The organism is Sphingomonas zeicaulis (genome assembly GCF_050433225.1).
GTDB lineage: Bacteria > Pseudomonadota > Alphaproteobacteria > Sphingomonadales > Sphingomonadaceae > Sphingomonas_D > Sphingomonas_D zeicaulis.
The window spans coordinates 1,017,171-1,032,841 of record NZ_JBNPXQ010000001.1 but is presented as its reverse complement, the minus strand read 5'-3'; the positions used below and the strand labels follow the sequence as shown (position 1 = coordinate 1,032,841).

Genomic DNA, 15,671 nt, shown 5'->3' with positions numbered 1-15,671 from the left:
ATCGCCCGGCGGGGCGGCACGGGGCAAGGGCGACCGATCCGGCGAACTCAACGGTGCGGCGCATCCGCAGCGCCGTCACGCGCCGATCAGGCACCCACGAGCATCTCTATCGCGGGCAAATGGCCGAGGAACGCCGTGGGGCTGGCGCTGGCGCCATAGGCGCCGGCCATGAACAGCGCGACGACATCCCCCGCCTCGGCACGCGGCAGGCCGACCTGATCGCCGAGCCGGTCGAGCGGGGTGCACAGGCAACCGACCACGCTCACTTCCTCCTCAACAGGCCGGCCGAAGCGGTTGGCGATCGCGATCGGATAGTTGCGCCTGACGACGGTGCCGAAATTGCCGCTTGCGGCAAGCTGGTGGTGCAGCCCGCCATCGGTGACGAGAAAGGTCTGCCCATGGCTCGTCTTCCGGTCGACGACGCGGGTGAGATAAACCCCCGCCTCCCCCACCAGCCAGCGGCCGAGTTCGATCGCGAAGGCCGTTTCGGCGAGCACGGGCGCGCGCGCCGCCAGCGTTTCGCCCAGCGCCGCGCCCACCTGCTCGACATCGAGGGGCACGTCCCCAGGGAAATAGGCGATGCCGAAACCGCCGCCGAGATTGACCAGCGGCGGCACCGCACCCACCGCCTCGGCAATCGACGCCGCCAGCGCGACGGTCGCCGCCTGCGTCTCGGCGATGGCGGCCGCGTCGAGCGCCTGGCTGCCGGCGAAGATGTGCAGCCCCTGCCAGTCGGCGCCGGCCGCGATCAGGCGACGGATCAGCGGCGGCACCTCGGCGGCGTCGATACCGAATGGCTTGGCGCCGCCGCCCATGCGCATGCCGGAGCCACGCAGATCGAAATCCGGATTGACCCTCACCGCCAGCCGCGGAACGCGCCCCAGCCGGTCCGCCACCGCCAGCGCGCGATCCGCTTCGCCAGCCGATTCGAGGTTGAGCGTGACGCCCGCCGCGATCGCCGCCTCAAGCTCGCGGTCGCGCTTGCCCGGCCCCGCGAAGGAAATCCGCCCCGCGCCGATGCCGCTGTCGAGCGCGCGCTGCAATTCGCCGGCGGATGCGACGTCGAGTCCGTCGACCAGTTCGGCCATCCACGCGATGAGCGGCGCATAGGGGTTGGCCTTGATCGCATAATGGATCGCGAGTTCCGCGGGCATCGCCGCGCGCAGCCTTGCCACGCGCGCCGCCAGCAGCGCCGCATCATAGACGAACAGGGGCGTGTCGCCCGCCGCCGCGATCAGCGCATCGATCCGCTCGCCGCCGATCAGCAGCATGCCGTCATCGTCCGCCGCATAGCCCAGCGGGATGGCACCGGCGGGTTTCATCCGCCGATCTCCCGCTTCAACCCAGCCCGATCGAGCTTGCCGTTGGGGCTGCGCGGCAGCGCGTCGCGCCAGTGCAACTGGTGCGGCTGCATGAAGCCGGGCAGTTCGAGCTTGAGCGCGGTGCGCAGACGCTCCTCCGCCTTGGCCGCCTTCAACCGCTTGGCCGGGCGAACGATCAGGTGGATCGCCTGCCCCAGCCGCTCGTCGGGCAGGCCGATCGCCACCGCCTCGGCCACCGCGCCGCTGGCGATCGCCGCCTCCTCGATCTCGGTCGGGCTGATGCGGTTGCCGGCACTCTTGATCATCTCGTCATCACGCCCGACGAAATAGAGCAGCCCTTCCCCATCGCGCATCACCGTGTCGCCGGACCAGACCGCGGTGCCGCCATAGGCGGATACCGGCGGCGCGGGGCGGAAGCGCTCGGCGCTGCGTTCGGGATCGTTCCAATAGCCCTTGGCAACCAGCGGCCCGGCATGGACCAGCTCGCCCGGCTCATCGGCATCGGTCGGGCTGCCATCCGGCCGCACGACGAGAATTTCGGCAAAGGGGATCGCGCGCCCCATCGATTCGGGGTGACTGTCGACCAGCGACGGATCGAGATAGGTCGAGCGGAACGCCTCGGTCAGCCCGTACATCGGATAGAGGTCGGCGCCCGGAAACACGTCGCGCAGCCGACGCACGAGCGAGGTGCCGAGCGCGCCGCCGCTGTTGGTCAGCCGCTTCAGCTTCGCCGCGACCTCGGGCGGCCATGCCACTTCGACGAGTTGCGTCCACAGCGGCGGCACGCCGGCGAGTGTCGTCGCCTCATGCGTCTCGACGGCGCGGATCACGTCACGCGGGGTCAGATAATCGAGCGGGATCGCCGCGGCGCCCGCAGCCCACGCCGACAGCAGTTGGTTCTGGCCATAGTCGAAGCTCAGCGGCAGCACGCAGAGCGTGCGGTCGGCGGAGGTCAGGCGCAGATAATCGGCCACCGCGATGGCCCCCAGCCACAGATTGGCGTGGCTCAGCATCACCCCCTTGGGACGGCCGGTGGAGCCGGAAGTGTAGAGGATCGCCGCGAGCCGATCGGCATCGCCGTCCGACGGCGGCAGCCGCTCGGGGTTGCCGGGCAGCACATCGTCCGCCTGGGTTTCGGTCAGCAACACGCAGCCGGCGGGCACATCGCCGTCGCCGAGCGTCGTCGCGCGCGCATCGCCGGCGATCAGCAACCGCGCGCCGCTATCCGCCAGGATATGCGCGACCTGCGCATGTTTGAGCAGCGGGTTGATCGGCACATGGATCAGCCCAGCGCGCGCCGCGGCCAGCGGCAGCACACAGGCAAGCCGCGTCTTGGCCAGCCAGCTCGCCACCCGATCGCCCGGCTCCAGCCCCTGCGCACGCAGGCCCGCCGCGACATGGCCGGTGAGCGCATCCAGCGCGGCATAATCGAGCGTGCCGAAACGACCGATCAGCGCCGGCGCATCGAGCGCGCCGCGAAGAACCAATCGGTCGAGCGTCTGCGCCTCGGCGGTCAACATGGCATCGGGATCCAGGGAAGACTTGGCATCGGACCAGAGTCGATAGCGAGTAAGACGGCGACGGGGAATATCGATGCACCCTCCCCCACTGTCCGATCGTCGCAGCGTTGCCACCGAGTCACAGTGTGGCGGCGGATGGGGCGCGATGCTTGTCCTGCCCGCGCCCGTCGATTAAGCGGCGCGCGCATGAAGAAATAATGACAGTCGAGGGACGCAGGTGATCGCTGGGGACGATGCAGAGCTGATCGAACGGACCGTACGCGCGGTGCTGAAGGATGTGCTGGGGCTGGACGATGCCCGCGCGCAGGCGCTGGAGGCTGATTCTGGATTGTTCGGCGCCATGCCCGAACTGGATTCGATGACCGTCGCCGGCCTGCTGACCGAGATCGAGGATCGGCTGGGAATCATCATCGAGGATGATGAGGTGGACGGCGAGATGCTGGAAACGTTCGGCAGCCTCGTCCGCTTCGCGCGCACCAAGGCGCTGCGCTAGGATGGCAGCCGGCTGAGCGGCCGGCGGGCACGCTGCCCGCCGCGCCGTTCCCTGCCCGTTCAAGCCGCGACCGTTACTTCGCGGGTCGATTCGAAATCGGCTTCCTGAAGGAAGCGCTCGGCATCGAGCGCGGCCATGCAGCCCATGCCAGCCGCGGTCACCGCCTGGCGATAGATCTTGTCGGTCACGTCTCCGGCGGCGAACACGCCCGGGATCGCGGTGTGGCTGGTGCCCTTCTCAACGACGACATAGCCCTCGTCGAGCTCCAGCTTGCCCTCGAACAGTTCGGTCGCCGGCTTGTGGCCGATCGCCACGAACGCACCGTCGGTCTCGACATGGCTCTTCTCGCCGGTGACCGTGTCGATCAGGTCGACGCCCACCAGCCCTTCGGGAGTGCCACCGCCGACGAAGCGATCGACCGCCTTGTTCCAGAGTACCTTGATCTGCGGATGGGCGAACAACCGATCCTGCAGGATCTTCTCGGCGCGCAGCGAATCGCGACGGTGAATCAAGGTCACGTCATGGCTGTGGTTGGTGAGGTAAAGCGCCTCCTCCACCGCGGTATTGCCGCCGCCGATCACGACCACTTTCTTGCCGCGATAGAAGAAGCCGTCACAGGTGGCGCAGGCGGAAACCCCCTTGCCCTGCAACAGATGCTCGCTGTCCAGCCCCAGCCACTTGGCCTGCGCACCGGTGGCGATCACCAGCGTATCGGCGACATAGAGCGTGCCGCCATCGCCACGTAGGCGGAACGGACGCTCCGAGAGGTCGACATCGACGATCTGGTCATAGACGAACTGCGTGCCGACATGCTCGGCCTGCGCCTGCATCTCCTCCATCAGCCAAGGGCCCTGGATGACGTTGCGAAAGCCCGGATAATTCTCGACGTCGGTGGTGATGGTGAGCTGACCACCGGGCTGCAGCCCCTGCACCACGATCGGCGCCAGACCGGCGCGCGCGGCATAGATCGCCGCCGAAAGGCCGGCGGGGCCCGATCCGAGGATCAGCATGCGGGTGGAATGGGTGGCGGTCATCGAAAATCTCTCATCCTGTTCGATCCCCGAGATAGGGACTGGAGCCACCCCAACGCAACCGATGGAATTTCTTGGGGGGCAGCAACCCCGGCTCGCGACCTTCGCGACAATTCGCGACACTAATGAACGGATCTTGTCGGCGTCACTCAGAATCCGTTCAATCGAGCGATCGTAGAAGCATCGACATCGAAGTGATCAGGATAAGGAATTTGGTCATGCTGAAGTCGATTGGAACTATCGCCAAGATCGCGATCGCCGCCGTGACAATCGGCGGAATGACGGCGCCGGCCATGGCGCAGAGCTGGGGCCAGCAGCAGCAAGTCCGTTTCGATCCGCGTTACGATCGTGACTGGAATGGCGGTTGGAACGGGGGCGGATATCGGTTCGAACTGGTGGGCAACGGCGTCGCCCGTCTGCACCCGGTGCTGAAGACGACCCGCGAGGGACTGCGGTTCGTCAGCCAGTTCGACTATAACCGCGACGGTCGGCTGAACGTGAACGAGGCCGGCGAGGCGAACCGGGCGCTGATCCGCGGTGCGGATCGCAATGGCGACGCCAACGTTTCCAGCCGCGAGGCCGCGCGGTTCCTGCGCTGAGCCGCGGCACATTGGATGACCAACGGCGCCCTGGCGATGGCCGGGGCGCCGCCTTTTTGTGCGGAACCGGCAATCCGCCATCATCTTAGCTGTCGACAGGCGTTGAAGCCGGCCACCAAAGCGGGCTAATCGGCGCGAGTAACAGTGAGGACGCGAAGATGAGCCACGAGGCCAACCACGACAATGACGAGCAGGACCTCGGGGCTGAGCTTGCGCAGATGCGCAGCCGGCGGATCGGCCGTCGCCGTGCACTGTCGCTGCTTGCGAGCGCCGGCACCGCCGCGCTGATCGCGAGCTGCGGCGGCGGCAATGATGACGACGACGGCGGCACCCCCACGCCGACACCCACGCCCACCGGGACGCCGACACCCACTCCCACGCCAACGCCGACCCCTACGCCGACGCCGCTTCCGCTGCCGACGACCTGCAGCAACTATCCGCCCGAGGAGGTCGGCCCCTATCCCGCCGACGGCAGCAACAGCCTGCCCGCGGGTGCGCCGACGCAGACCAACATCCTGACGTTCAGCGGCATCGTGCGCACGGACATCCGCCCGAACTTCACGGTGCCGACCCCGACCCCCACGCCGACTCCGACACCGACACCCACGCCTACCCCGACGCCGACTCCAACACCCACACCGACGCCTACCCCCACGCCGCCGCCGACGCCTGGCGTGCAGGTGACGCTGACCTTCATCGTGGTCAACACGGCCTCGACGTGCGCGGCGCTTTCCAACTATGCCATCTATCTGTGGCATCCGCGCGCGGACGGGCGCTACTCGCTCTACAACGATCCGGCGGAAACCTACTGCCGTGGTGTGCTCTACACCAACGCAAGCGGCCAGTGCACGTTCACGACAGTCTTCCCAGGCTGCGAACCCGGGCGCTTCCCGCACATGCACTTCGAGCTGTTCACGAATCCGAGCAACGCGCTGGCCGGCAGGTTCGCAAAACTCACTTCGCAGATCGTCATGCCGCCCGAGGTTGCTACGTCGGTCTATTCGAGCAGTGCAGACTATGCAGCAAGCGCGACCAACTTCGCCTCGGCAACGATCGCCGGCGATCCCGTGTTCGGCAACAACACGTCGGGGCAGATCACCAGCATGACGCCGACCTTCACTGGCACGGCCGCGACGGGCTTCACCGCCTCGATCGTGATCGGCGTGACGCCATAAGCCCACGCCGAAGGCAGCTTGCCTCCCCGAGCCCGGCCCGGGGAGGCAAGGCCTGCATCAGCGCATCAGCACCAACTCTTCCGCCATCGTCGGGTGCAGCGCGACGGTGTCATCGAACGCCTGCTTGGTGAGCCCCGCCTTTACGGCGATCGCGGCCGCCTGCAGGATCTCGGGCGCATCGGGGCCGATCATGTGCAGGCCGATGATCACATCGGTCTCGGCGTTGCAGATCATCTTGTAGAGCGCGCGCTCGTTGCGGCCCGCGAGCACATTCTTCATCGGCCGGAAATCCGACGTGTAGACCTTGATCGCGCCGAAGCGATTTCGCGCCTCGCCCTCGGTATAGCCGACGCCGGCGATCGGCGGGTGGCTGAACACGGCATTGGGCACGCAGCCATAATCGACGCGGCGCGGCTTCTTGCCGAATATGCTGTCGGCAAAGGCCTGCCCCTCGCGGATCGCTATCGGAGTCAACTGGATGCGGTCGGTCACGTCCCCTACCGCATAGATGCTGTCGACGCTGGACTTGTTGTCGTCATCCACGACGACGGCACCGCGATCGTTGAGCTTCACGCCCGCCGTCTCCAGCCCGAGGCCCTTGGTGTGAGGCATGCGGCCGGTGGCGAACAGCAGCAGGTCCGCCTCGATTTCCGGCTGCCCGGTCATGAACAGGCGCAGGCTGCCATCCGCCTGCTTCTCCACCTTCTCGAACGGTGCGTTGAACAGGAACTTGATGCCCTTGGTCATCGAAATCTGCAGCAGGCGATCGCGCACCTGCTCGTCATAACCGCGCAGGATCGTGTCGGAGCGGTTGACGAGCGTCACCTCGGCGCCGAACTCGTGGAAGATGCCGGCGAATTCATTGGCGATATAGCCACCGCCGGCGATCACGACGCGCCTGGGCAGCGTTTCGAGATGAAACACCTCGTTGGAGGTGATGCCATGCTCCGCGCCCGGGAACTCCGGCACCATCGGCCAGGCGCCGGTTGCGATGAGGATCTTGCCGGCGGTAACGGTGCGGCCCGATGCCAGCGTGATCTCATTGACGCCGCTCACCGTCGCGCGTTCGAGAATCACCTCGACGCCATGATTGTCGAGCGTGCTCGTATAGGCGCCGTTCAACCGCTCGACATCGGCAAGAACATTGTCGCGCAACGTCGGCCAGTCGAAATCGCAATCGGGCACGTTCCAGCCGAACCGGCGTGCATCCTTCAGATCCTCTGCAAAATGCGCGCCGTAGACGAGCAGCTTCTTGGGCACGCAGCCGCGGATCACGCAGGTACCGCCGACCTTATATTCCTCGGCAATCGCCACCTTCGCGCCATGGGCCGCGGAGACGCGCGCCGCGCGGACGCCGCCCGAACCGGCGCCGATGACGAAGAGATCATAATCGAAACTGCTCATTGACCCGCCCTTGATGTGCTGCGTGGGCATCTAAGGAGCCGGGCCCGCTGCGACAAACGGCTTTTCCGGTTTGCGCTGATCGATTTCCTTCGCTGAGCCCGACATCGGGCAACGGGAATGACACCCACTACCCGATGCTGGATCGAGACGTCAGCCGAAGGCGCGCTCAATCAGCGCCCGTGTCGACGGATCAAAGCGATCCGTGCCTTCGCTCTCGATCGACTTGGCGATCGCCTTGCCCAATTCGACGCCGAACTGGTCGAAGGCGTTGATTCCCATCAGCACCGCATTGGCGAAGGTGCGCTGTTCGTAGAAGGCGATCAGCGCGCCCAGGGTCCGTGGGTCGACGCGGTCGAGCAGGATCGTCGATGAAGGCCGGTCGCCGGCATAAGCGCGTGCGGGATCGTCGCTCTGCTTGCCTTCCATCAGCGCCGCGCCCTGCGCGAAGCAATTGACCAGCAGCGCGCGGTGGTGGCGGTCGTCAAGCGGGTGGCCGGGTTCGATCGCGGCGATGAATTCGACAGGGATCAGGTGCGTGCCCTGGTGGAGAAGCTGGAATACTGCGTGCTGCGCATCGGTGCCGACGCCGCCCCAGGTGACCGGCGCGGTCGGGCCATCGACGGGGGTGCCGTCCGCCTTCACGCTCTTGCCGTTCGATTCCATCTCCAACTGCTGGAGGTAGGAGGGCAGCAGGCGCAGCCGCTCGTCATAGGCGAATACGGCGCGGGTCTGGCAGTTGCGGACGCGGGCATAATATTGATCCGCGAACGCCGCGAGCAGAGGCGCGTTGCGGCGCGGTTCGGCGAAGCGGAAATGACGGTCCATCGCCGCCGCCCCTTCGAGCAATTCTTCGAACGCCGTCCACCCGAGCGCGAGCGCTGCGGGGAAGCCGATCGACGACCATAGCGAATAACGCCCGCCGACGCTTTCAGAGAAGGGCAGCACGCGGGTTTCGTCGACACCCCACGCCACAGCCTTGTCCGGCGCCGCGGTCAGCGCGACGACGCGGCCATAGGGGTCGTCAACGCCGCCCTCCGTCAACCACGCCAGCGCGCTATCCGCATTCATCAGCGTTTCGGTGGTGGTGAAGGTCTTGGAGGCGACGGCGATCAGGGTGCTGGTCGGATCGAAGCGCGCGAACGCTTCTTCCAGCGCGGCGCCGTCCACGTTGGAGACGATCGCGGTCTGGTAGCGATCCGCCTCGCGGCCCAGCGCGTCGACCAGCAGGTTCGGCCCCAGCGCCGAACCGCCGATGCCGATGTGCAGGATGTTGGTGATGGGCCCCATCGCGCCGGCTTCGATCGCGTCAATCAGCCCGCGCATCCGTGCATGGAACATCTTGGCCTGCGCCACGCTCTCGGGCGCGCCCTCGCCGCGCTCGGCGCTATGCTCGACGGCGCGGCCCTCGGTGACGTTGATCTTCGCGCCCGCGAACAGCGCGTCGCGCTTGCCCGCGAAGTCGCTCGCCTCGGCCAGCGCGACGAAGGCGTCGATCAACGCCGGGGTCAGGTGCGTCTTCGACCAGTCGAAGCGCATGCCGACTTCTTCGATCACGAGCTGCGACAGGCGATCGGGCGTGGCATCGAACAGTTTCGCCAGGGTTTCGGGCTGCTCCGCCCGGATGACCGTCCACGCCGTTTCGGTGCCGCTCATGTCGCGAATCTCCCTGATATTGCAGCGCATCCTCTACGCCGCCGCCCGCGCCGCTGCCACCCCCCGGCCTGCCGCTTTTCTCTCAGGCGCCGCCCGATGGGCGCGACTAACGCGTGTCGATCGAAGCTCGCTTGACCAAAGCGCGCCACGCTTCCAAACCCCGGCGATGACCGACCAGACGTCGGGCGGCGCGCAAGCCGCCGCCGCCAAAGCCAACAAACGGGCCCGAAAGGCAAAAAGCGAAGGGCGCGAGTCGTTCACCTTTCTGCTGAAACTGTTGCTGTTCGTCTTCATCTTGCGCAGCTTCATCGTTTCGCCCTTCGTCATCCCCTCGGAGTCTATGCAGCCACGGCTGCTCGTGGGCGATTATCTGCTCGCGGCGAAGTGGCCCTATGGCTTCTCGCGTTACAGCCTGCCCTGGGGGATGCCGCTGCTGCCCTCATCCCGCATCCTGCCGCATCAGCCCGAGCGTGGCGACGTTGTGATCTTCCGCGCGCCGCCGACCAATGATGTCGATTATATCAAGCGCGTGATCGGGCTGCCCGGTGACCTCGTCCAGATCCGCAAGGGCCAGATCATCCTCAACGGCACGCCGATTCCGCGGCAGCGGATCGCCGATTTCGTCCATCCGGTCAGCCCCAACAGCCCCTGCTACGAGTTGGAAAAGGGCGTCCCCTCCCCCTTCCTGCACCGCGACAGCACCGGCCAGGCGGTATGCCGCTATCCGCAGTATCGCGAGACGCTGCCCAACGGCCACAGCTATGCCGTGCTCGACCTGAGGCCGACCGAATATGACGATACCGACGTCTATGTCGTGCCCGAGGGCCATCTCTTCCTGATGGGAGACAATCGCGACCGCAGCCTCGACAGCCGCTTCGCGGTGGAGCGCGGCGGGATCGGATTCGTACCGCAAGATAATCTGGTCGGCCGCGCGATGGTGTCGATCTTCTCGACCGATGGCTCCGCGAACTGGTTCCTGCCCTGGACCTGGTTCACCGCTGCGCGCTGGGAACGGATCGGCGAAACCTTCTGATGGCGGCCGATCTTTCCACCTGGATCCGCGAGACCTTCCATCACGATCCGCAGGATCTCGCCTCATTCGAACGCGCGCTGACGCATGGCAGCCAGAGCGCGCTCAATTATGAGCGGCTCGAATTCCTGGGGGATCGCATTCTCGGCCTGTTGATGGCCCGCTGGCTGTTCGTGCTGTTTCCGGACGAGCCCGAGGGCAAGCTCTCGCGCCGCCTCAACGCGCTTGTCTCGGGCGGCACCTGCGCGGAGATCGGCCGTGCGATCGGCGTGCCGACGCACCTGCGCCTCGGCAAGCAGGCGCGTGACGATGGCGCAAGTGACAGCGACAATGTGCTGGGCGACGTCGTCGAGGCGCTGATCGGGGCCGTCTTCCTCGAAGGCGGCCTCGAAGCCGCGGATCGCTTCGTCCGGAGCGCCTGGGGCGACCGGGTGCTGCAGCAGCAGCGTGCGCCGCTCCATCCCAAATCGGCGCTGCAGGAATGGGCCGCGGCGCACAACCGGCGCCCGCCGGTCTATGAAATCACCAATCGCGCCGGGCCGCACCACGCGCCTCGCTTCACCATCACTGTCACGATCAAGGGCGCCGGTGAGGCCTCCGCGGAAGGCTCGTCGAAGCAGGATGCGGAAACCGCGGCGGCACGCGCCCTTCTGGAGAAATTGCAATGAGCGAGCGGTGCGGAACCGTCGCGGTCGTCGGCGCCCCCAATGCGGGCAAGTCGACCCTCGTCAACGCCCTCGTCGGGCAGAAGGTGGCGATCGTCAGCCCCAAGGCGCAGACCACGCGTACGCGGCTGATGGGTCTTGCCATCGAGGGTGAGACGCAGATCATCCTCGTCGACACACCAGGCATCTTCGAACCGCGTCGGCGGCTCGACCGCGCGATGGTGTCCGCTGCGTGGGGCGGCGCCGAGGATGCCGACCTGATCGCCCTGGTGATCGACGCAAAGGGCGGCCTCGGTCCCAAGGTCGAGGTCATCATCGAACGACTGGCGGCACGCCGCGAGCCCAAGATCCTGATCCTCAACAAGGTGGACGTCGCCGCCAAGGAGAAGTTGCTCGTCCATGCCCAGCGGCTGAACGACCGCATCGGCTTCGTCGACACCTACATGGTCTCCGCCGCGACCGGCGATGGCGTGCCCACGCTCAAGGCCGCGCTTGCCGAAAAGATGCCGGAGGGGCCGTGGCACTTCCCCGAGGATCAAGTGTCCGACGCGACCGATCGTATGCTCGCCGCTGAAGTGACGCGCGAACAGCTCTATCTGCAGCTTCACGCCGAACTGCCCTACGCCGCTGCCGTGGACACGGAACGCTATTCGGAACGCGAGGACGGATCGGTCGAGATCCACCAGCAGATCCTCGTGGGGCGCGCCACCCAACGCGCGATCGTGCTCGGCAAGGGCGGCACGCGGCTGAAGGAGATCGGCTCGCGCGCCCGCGCCGAACTCACCAAGCTGCTCGGCGCACGCGTGCACCTCTATCTGCACGTCAAGGTGAAGCCCGACTGGGAAGAGGATCGCAGTCTTTACCGCTCGATCGGGCTGGAGTGGGTGGAGTAGGGCCGCTCCCCTCCCGATGACAGCGAGAAGCGGGCTTAGCGGCCTCAGCCGCACATTGGAGCAATCAAGCGTTAAGAAAGCAGCGCTGCCAAACAAAGACATCTCGGGCGGAGCGTGGGCCGCAGCAGACGCTCCGAACGCCTTGTAAACGTGACGTCGCCAAGAAGACCCGCAGCGTCGCGCATTTTAACCGGCGATGCGGGCATTTCAGCCGTCTGAAATATGCCTCTGTTGCCCAAAATCAGCCAGCCACTGTCGAAATATGCCCAGCGCCGGGCGCTATCCCGGCGCAGTTGCTCAACGCTGGGGCTGCAGCGATGCGGGGATAAAGGCGAGGCCCAGCTCGTCCAGGAGGTTTTCGTGCAGCGATCATGCGAAGTGCGGCTTTGGTGGCGCGGGGAACAATGCAACGCGGTGGCGCGCTGGTTCGACACAGTGCAGCACGCGAGCGGCGACGGGCGTATCGAAGATGCGGCTCCACCAACGCGAACCGATATCTACCTTTATGACCCTGCGCAGACCGAATGCGGCATCAAGGTCCGCGCGGCAGAAGGCGAAGACAGGCGGGTCGAGATCAAGTCACTGATCGCGCGCCGCGGCTTGCTGGCGCCGCTGGGGCAGATCACGCTCTGGACCAAGCTCGCATCGGCGGCACTCGTTCTGGAGGGCTCTCCGACAATAAGGGTTCAGAAGCAAAGGCGGCTGCAATCCTTCGCCTGGACCAGTGACGGCCTTGTTCCGATCGATGCCGCGCGCGATGGCAGAATATTGCATGCGGGATGCAATGTCGAATGGACGCGCGTCATCCGTCAGGATCGCCCCGATATATGGTGGACCCTCGGCTATGAAGCGTTCGGCGATCTGGACGATATCGAGAAGATTTTGCGCCATTGCGTATTTGTCACGACCAGTGGGACGCGAATACCCGATGTCGCAGCCGCCCGGGCGGGAAGTTATCCGGAATGGCTTGCCTGGCAACATACTGGCATGGGCGTGCTTGATCGACGCCGTGAAACTTTCGGCCGCCTGACAGCCTCTCACGCCCGTCATTCCCCTCCCAGCGCCACGCCAGCGGGCGCCGATCGACGATACAGGCGCCCTGCCCGAGCATAGAGGGGGAACCTTTGTGGCCATTCCGCATCTTAACCTACGGCGTATCAATCTGTGGGGTACCGAAAGCGTTGAAGAATAGCGTCCTACGCGGGACTCCGCATCCATCGTTCCGCCGCACATCGCCTCCCGACGGCTAGATAGCGGTCGGCGAATGGCACCCACGCATTTCAGCGTGCAGCGGCCGATCCGGACAACCGATCTGACGTAAGGAAAAGCGTGACCGAAACCCTGGAGCATGTCGACCTTTCAAACTGCGACCGCGAGCCGATCCACCTGCTCGGGGCGATCCAGCCCGTAGGTTTTCTGATCGTCGTCAGCACAGATTGGATCATTGCGCGCGCGTCGAAGAATGTCGGGACGTTCCTCGGGATCGAGGCACGGTCGCTGATCGGCCACCCGCTATCGGATTTCGTGCCGCCAAAGCTGGTCCATGACCTGCGCAACCGCGTCGCCTTTCTGACCTCGCCCGACACGGTCGAGCGCCAGTTCGGCTGCCAATTGCGCGAGAATGGCGAGCCGTTCGATTTCGCCGTTCATTTTTCCGACGGCCAGATCGTCATCGAGGCCGAACCGGGCAACCACAGCAATGGCGATGCGACCGGTGCTGTCAGATCGATGATGGGTAGGCTCGATGCGCAGGGGGAGATGTCCTCCTTCTACCGCGAAGGCGCGCGGCAGGTGCGCGCGCTGCTCGGTTACGACCGGGTGATGGTCTATAAATTCGCTCCGGATGGAGCCGGAGAGGTCGTCGCCGAGGCTTGCAAGGCCGGCATCGGATCCTTCAAGGGCCTGCATTATCCGGCAAGCGATATCCCCCGTCAGGCGCGCGCGCTCTACAAGCGCAACCTGATCCGCGTCATTCGCGACGTCAATGCGACACCGATCGGCATCGAACCGGCGCTCGATGAAAACAAGAAACCGCTCGACCTGTCGCTGTCGATCCTGCGCTCGGTATCGCCCATTCATATCGAATATCTCAAGAATATGGGCGTCGAGGCCTCCCTCTCGATCTCGATCATCGTCGACGACGAACTTTGGGGCTTGTTCGCCTGCCACCATTATTCGCCGCGCGCGCCGACCTTCGAGCGGCGCTCGGTGACCGAGATGTTCGCGCAGATGTTCTCGATGCGGCTTGAAAGCCGGGAGCGGCGCGCGCTCGTCGAATATGAGCGTCGGGCGCGCGACGTATCGGACCAACTTCTCGGCGCCGTGGCGTCCGACGAGACATTGCTCAACGATCCCGACTGGCTCGCCGACATCCTGACCAGCACGATCCCAGCGGACGGTGTCGGCGTCTGGATCAATGGCAGCTACGCCTTCTCGGGCACGACCCCGCCGACCGACGATTTCCGCCGTATCATCCGCGCGCTCAATGGCACCGCGGCGGGCAAAGTGTTTGCGACGGACCATATCGCCTCGCTCGTCGACCGCGCGGCCCCTTTCGCCCGGCAGGCGTCGGGCCTTCTCGCCATTCCAATCTCGCGCAGTCCGCGCGACTATGTCGTGCTGTTCCGCTCGGAGATACGTGACTCCGTCCGTTGGGCCGGCGATCCCCACAAACCGGTAACCTTTGGCCCCAACGGCCCGCGGCTCACGCCACGCGAAAGCTTCGCCGAGTGGCAGGAACTGGTCGAAGGTCATTCAAAGCCATTCACCCCCTCCGAACTGCGCGTGGCTGAAACCTTGCGCGCGACGCTGATCGAAGTCGTGCTGCGGCTCGCGGACGAGGCCGCGGCGCAGCGGCATCAGGCGAATGCCAGGCAGGAACTGCTGATCGCCGAATTGAACCACCGCGTCCGCAACATCCTCGGCGTCATTCGCGGGCTGATCCGTCAGTCGCAACCGGACGAGGAAGTGGTCCGCGATTTCGTGAAGCTCGTCGACGGACGCATCCATGCCCTCGCACGTGCGCATAATCAGATCACGGACGATCATTGGGGTCCGGCACCGCTGCAGGCGCTGATCGATGCAGAGGCGGCGGCCTTCGCCGCGACGCGAGAAAACGCCATCCTGCACGATGGCCCCCCGGTGCTGCTCAACCCCCAGGCCTATTCGACCATGGCGCTGGTCATCCATGAGCTCGTCACCAATTCGACCAAATATGGCAGCCTTTCCGCTGACGGCGAGGTCCGGATCCGTTGGTCGCGCAATGGCCAGAACGATCTCGTGCTGACCTGGCAGGAAACGGGCGGCCCCCGCGTGACGAAGCCGACGCGCAAGGGGTTCGGGACGACGATCGTCGAGCGGTCCGTACCCTATGATCTCGGCGGCGCCTCGGAGATCGACTATGCGCCGGACGGCGTTCGCGCGACCTTCCGTATTCCCGCGCGGCACGTTTCCGAACGGCGCAACTTCAAGGGTCCGCACGTCCGGCTGCCTGCCGCATCGCATAGTTCGCAGGTGGCAGTCAGCCCGCATCTCCTGGCCGGACGCAACGTCCTGCTGGTCGAGGACAGCCTGATCATCGCGCTCGATGCCGAGGACATCCTCACCCGGTTCGGAGCGGTGATCGTCACCGCTTCTACGCCCGAAGCCGCTCATGATGCGCTGGACGACACCAGGCCAGACCTCGCGATCCTCGACATCAACCTGGGCGATCAGACGAGCTTCGGCATCGCGGACCGGTTGCATGACATGGGCGTGCCCTTCTTCTTCGCGTCGGGCTATGGCGAACAGGCGAAGCTGCCCGTGGAGCATCGCGCGCGCACCGTTGTTCAGAAGCCCTATACGACCCACAATATCGCCCGGGCGGTGGAGGAGATGCTCTGACATC

Annotated in this window: 13 protein-coding genes; 8 read left to right on the top strand and 5 right to left on the bottom strand. The window is 65.8% G+C overall.

All coding sequences use genetic code 11. The features are described from left to right. Positions 1 to 86: 86 nt before the first annotated feature. Entirely contained in the window at positions 87 to 1,322 is a 1,236-nt protein-coding gene (locus FHS96_RS04925) for a pyridoxal-dependent decarboxylase, exosortase A system-associated (RefSeq protein ID WP_429588330.1), read from the bottom strand. Further along, positions 1,319 to 2,842, bottom strand: a complete 1,524-nt coding sequence (locus tag FHS96_RS04920) for an acyl-CoA ligase (AMP-forming), exosortase A system-associated (protein WP_429588329.1) — start codon at positions 2,840 to 2,842, stop codon at positions 1,319 to 1,321. The genes FHS96_RS04925 and FHS96_RS04920 overlap by 4 nt, the downstream gene beginning before the upstream one ends. A gap of 220 nt (positions 2,843 to 3,062) precedes the next feature. Here FHS96_RS04920 and FHS96_RS04915 point away from each other — a divergent pair, with 220 nt between their 5' ends. Continuing rightward, the gene (locus tag FHS96_RS04915; RefSeq protein WP_429589622.1) at positions 3,063 to 3,335 is read left to right on the top strand and encodes an acyl carrier protein; all 273 of its coding nucleotides are present in this window, start codon (positions 3,063 to 3,065) and stop codon (positions 3,333 to 3,335) included. A gap of 59 nt (positions 3,336 to 3,394) precedes the next feature. On the opposite strand, the gene trxB is transcribed toward FHS96_RS04915, so the two are convergent. Next, positions 3,395 to 4,369 carry a thioredoxin-disulfide reductase gene (gene trxB, locus FHS96_RS04910; protein ID WP_429588328.1) on the bottom strand — a complete coding sequence of 325 codons (975 nt, stop codon included), beginning with the start codon at positions 4,367 to 4,369 and terminating at the stop codon, positions 3,395 to 3,397. Positions 4,370 to 4,584: 215 nt separating this feature from the next. Between trxB and FHS96_RS04905 the strand changes: the two genes are divergently transcribed. Continuing rightward, positions 4,585 to 4,965, top strand: a complete 381-nt coding sequence (locus tag FHS96_RS04905; RefSeq protein ID WP_429588327.1) for a hypothetical protein — start codon at positions 4,585 to 4,587, stop codon at positions 4,963 to 4,965. Positions 4,966 to 5,123: 158 nt separating this feature from the next. Continuing rightward, the gene (locus FHS96_RS04900) at positions 5,124 to 6,140 is read left to right on the top strand and encodes a peptidase associated/transthyretin-like domain-containing protein (RefSeq protein ID WP_429588326.1); all 1,017 of its coding nucleotides are present in this window, start codon (positions 5,124 to 5,126) and stop codon (positions 6,138 to 6,140) included. Between the two features lie 57 nt (positions 6,141 to 6,197). Here FHS96_RS04900 and gorA read toward each other — a convergent pair whose 3' ends face one another. Next, the gene (gorA, locus tag FHS96_RS04895) at positions 6,198 to 7,544 is read right to left on the bottom strand and encodes a glutathione-disulfide reductase (protein WP_429588325.1); all 1,347 of its coding nucleotides are present in this window, start codon (positions 7,542 to 7,544) and stop codon (positions 6,198 to 6,200) included. A gap of 150 nt (positions 7,545 to 7,694) precedes the next feature. Beyond that, a complete protein-coding gene (gene pgi / locus FHS96_RS04890) occupies positions 7,695 to 9,197 on the bottom strand; it encodes a glucose-6-phosphate isomerase (RefSeq protein WP_429588324.1) in 1,503 nt (500 codons plus the stop codon). 166 nt (positions 9,198 to 9,363) lie between these two features. Between pgi and lepB the strand changes: the two genes are divergently transcribed. The 5 genes from lepB (at position 9,364) to FHS96_RS04865 (ending at position 15,667) form a co-directional block, all read left to right on the top strand. Further along, entirely contained in the window at positions 9,364 to 10,230 is an 867-nt protein-coding gene (gene lepB, locus FHS96_RS04885; protein ID WP_429588323.1) for a signal peptidase I, read from the top strand. After that, positions 10,230 to 10,895: a ribonuclease III gene (gene rnc / locus FHS96_RS04880; RefSeq protein WP_429588322.1), complete on the top strand. Its 666-nt coding sequence runs from the start codon at positions 10,230 to 10,232 to the stop codon at positions 10,893 to 10,895. Before lepB ends, rnc begins: the two co-directional genes overlap by 1 nt. Then, a complete protein-coding gene (gene era, locus FHS96_RS04875; protein ID WP_429588320.1) occupies positions 10,892 to 11,785 on the top strand; it encodes a GTPase Era in 894 nt (297 codons plus the stop codon). Before rnc ends, era begins: the two co-directional genes overlap by 4 nt. 231 nt (positions 11,786 to 12,016) lie before the next feature. Further along, positions 12,017 to 12,898 (top strand): hypothetical protein, encoded by an 882-nt coding sequence (locus FHS96_RS04870; protein ID WP_429588319.1) that lies wholly within the window; start codon positions 12,017 to 12,019, stop codon positions 12,896 to 12,898. 216 nt (positions 12,899 to 13,114) lie between these two features. After that, a complete protein-coding gene (locus tag FHS96_RS04865; protein WP_429588318.1) occupies positions 13,115 to 15,667 on the top strand; it encodes an HWE histidine kinase domain-containing protein in 2,553 nt (850 codons plus the stop codon). The last annotated feature ends 4 nt before the right edge of the window (positions 15,668 to 15,671 follow it).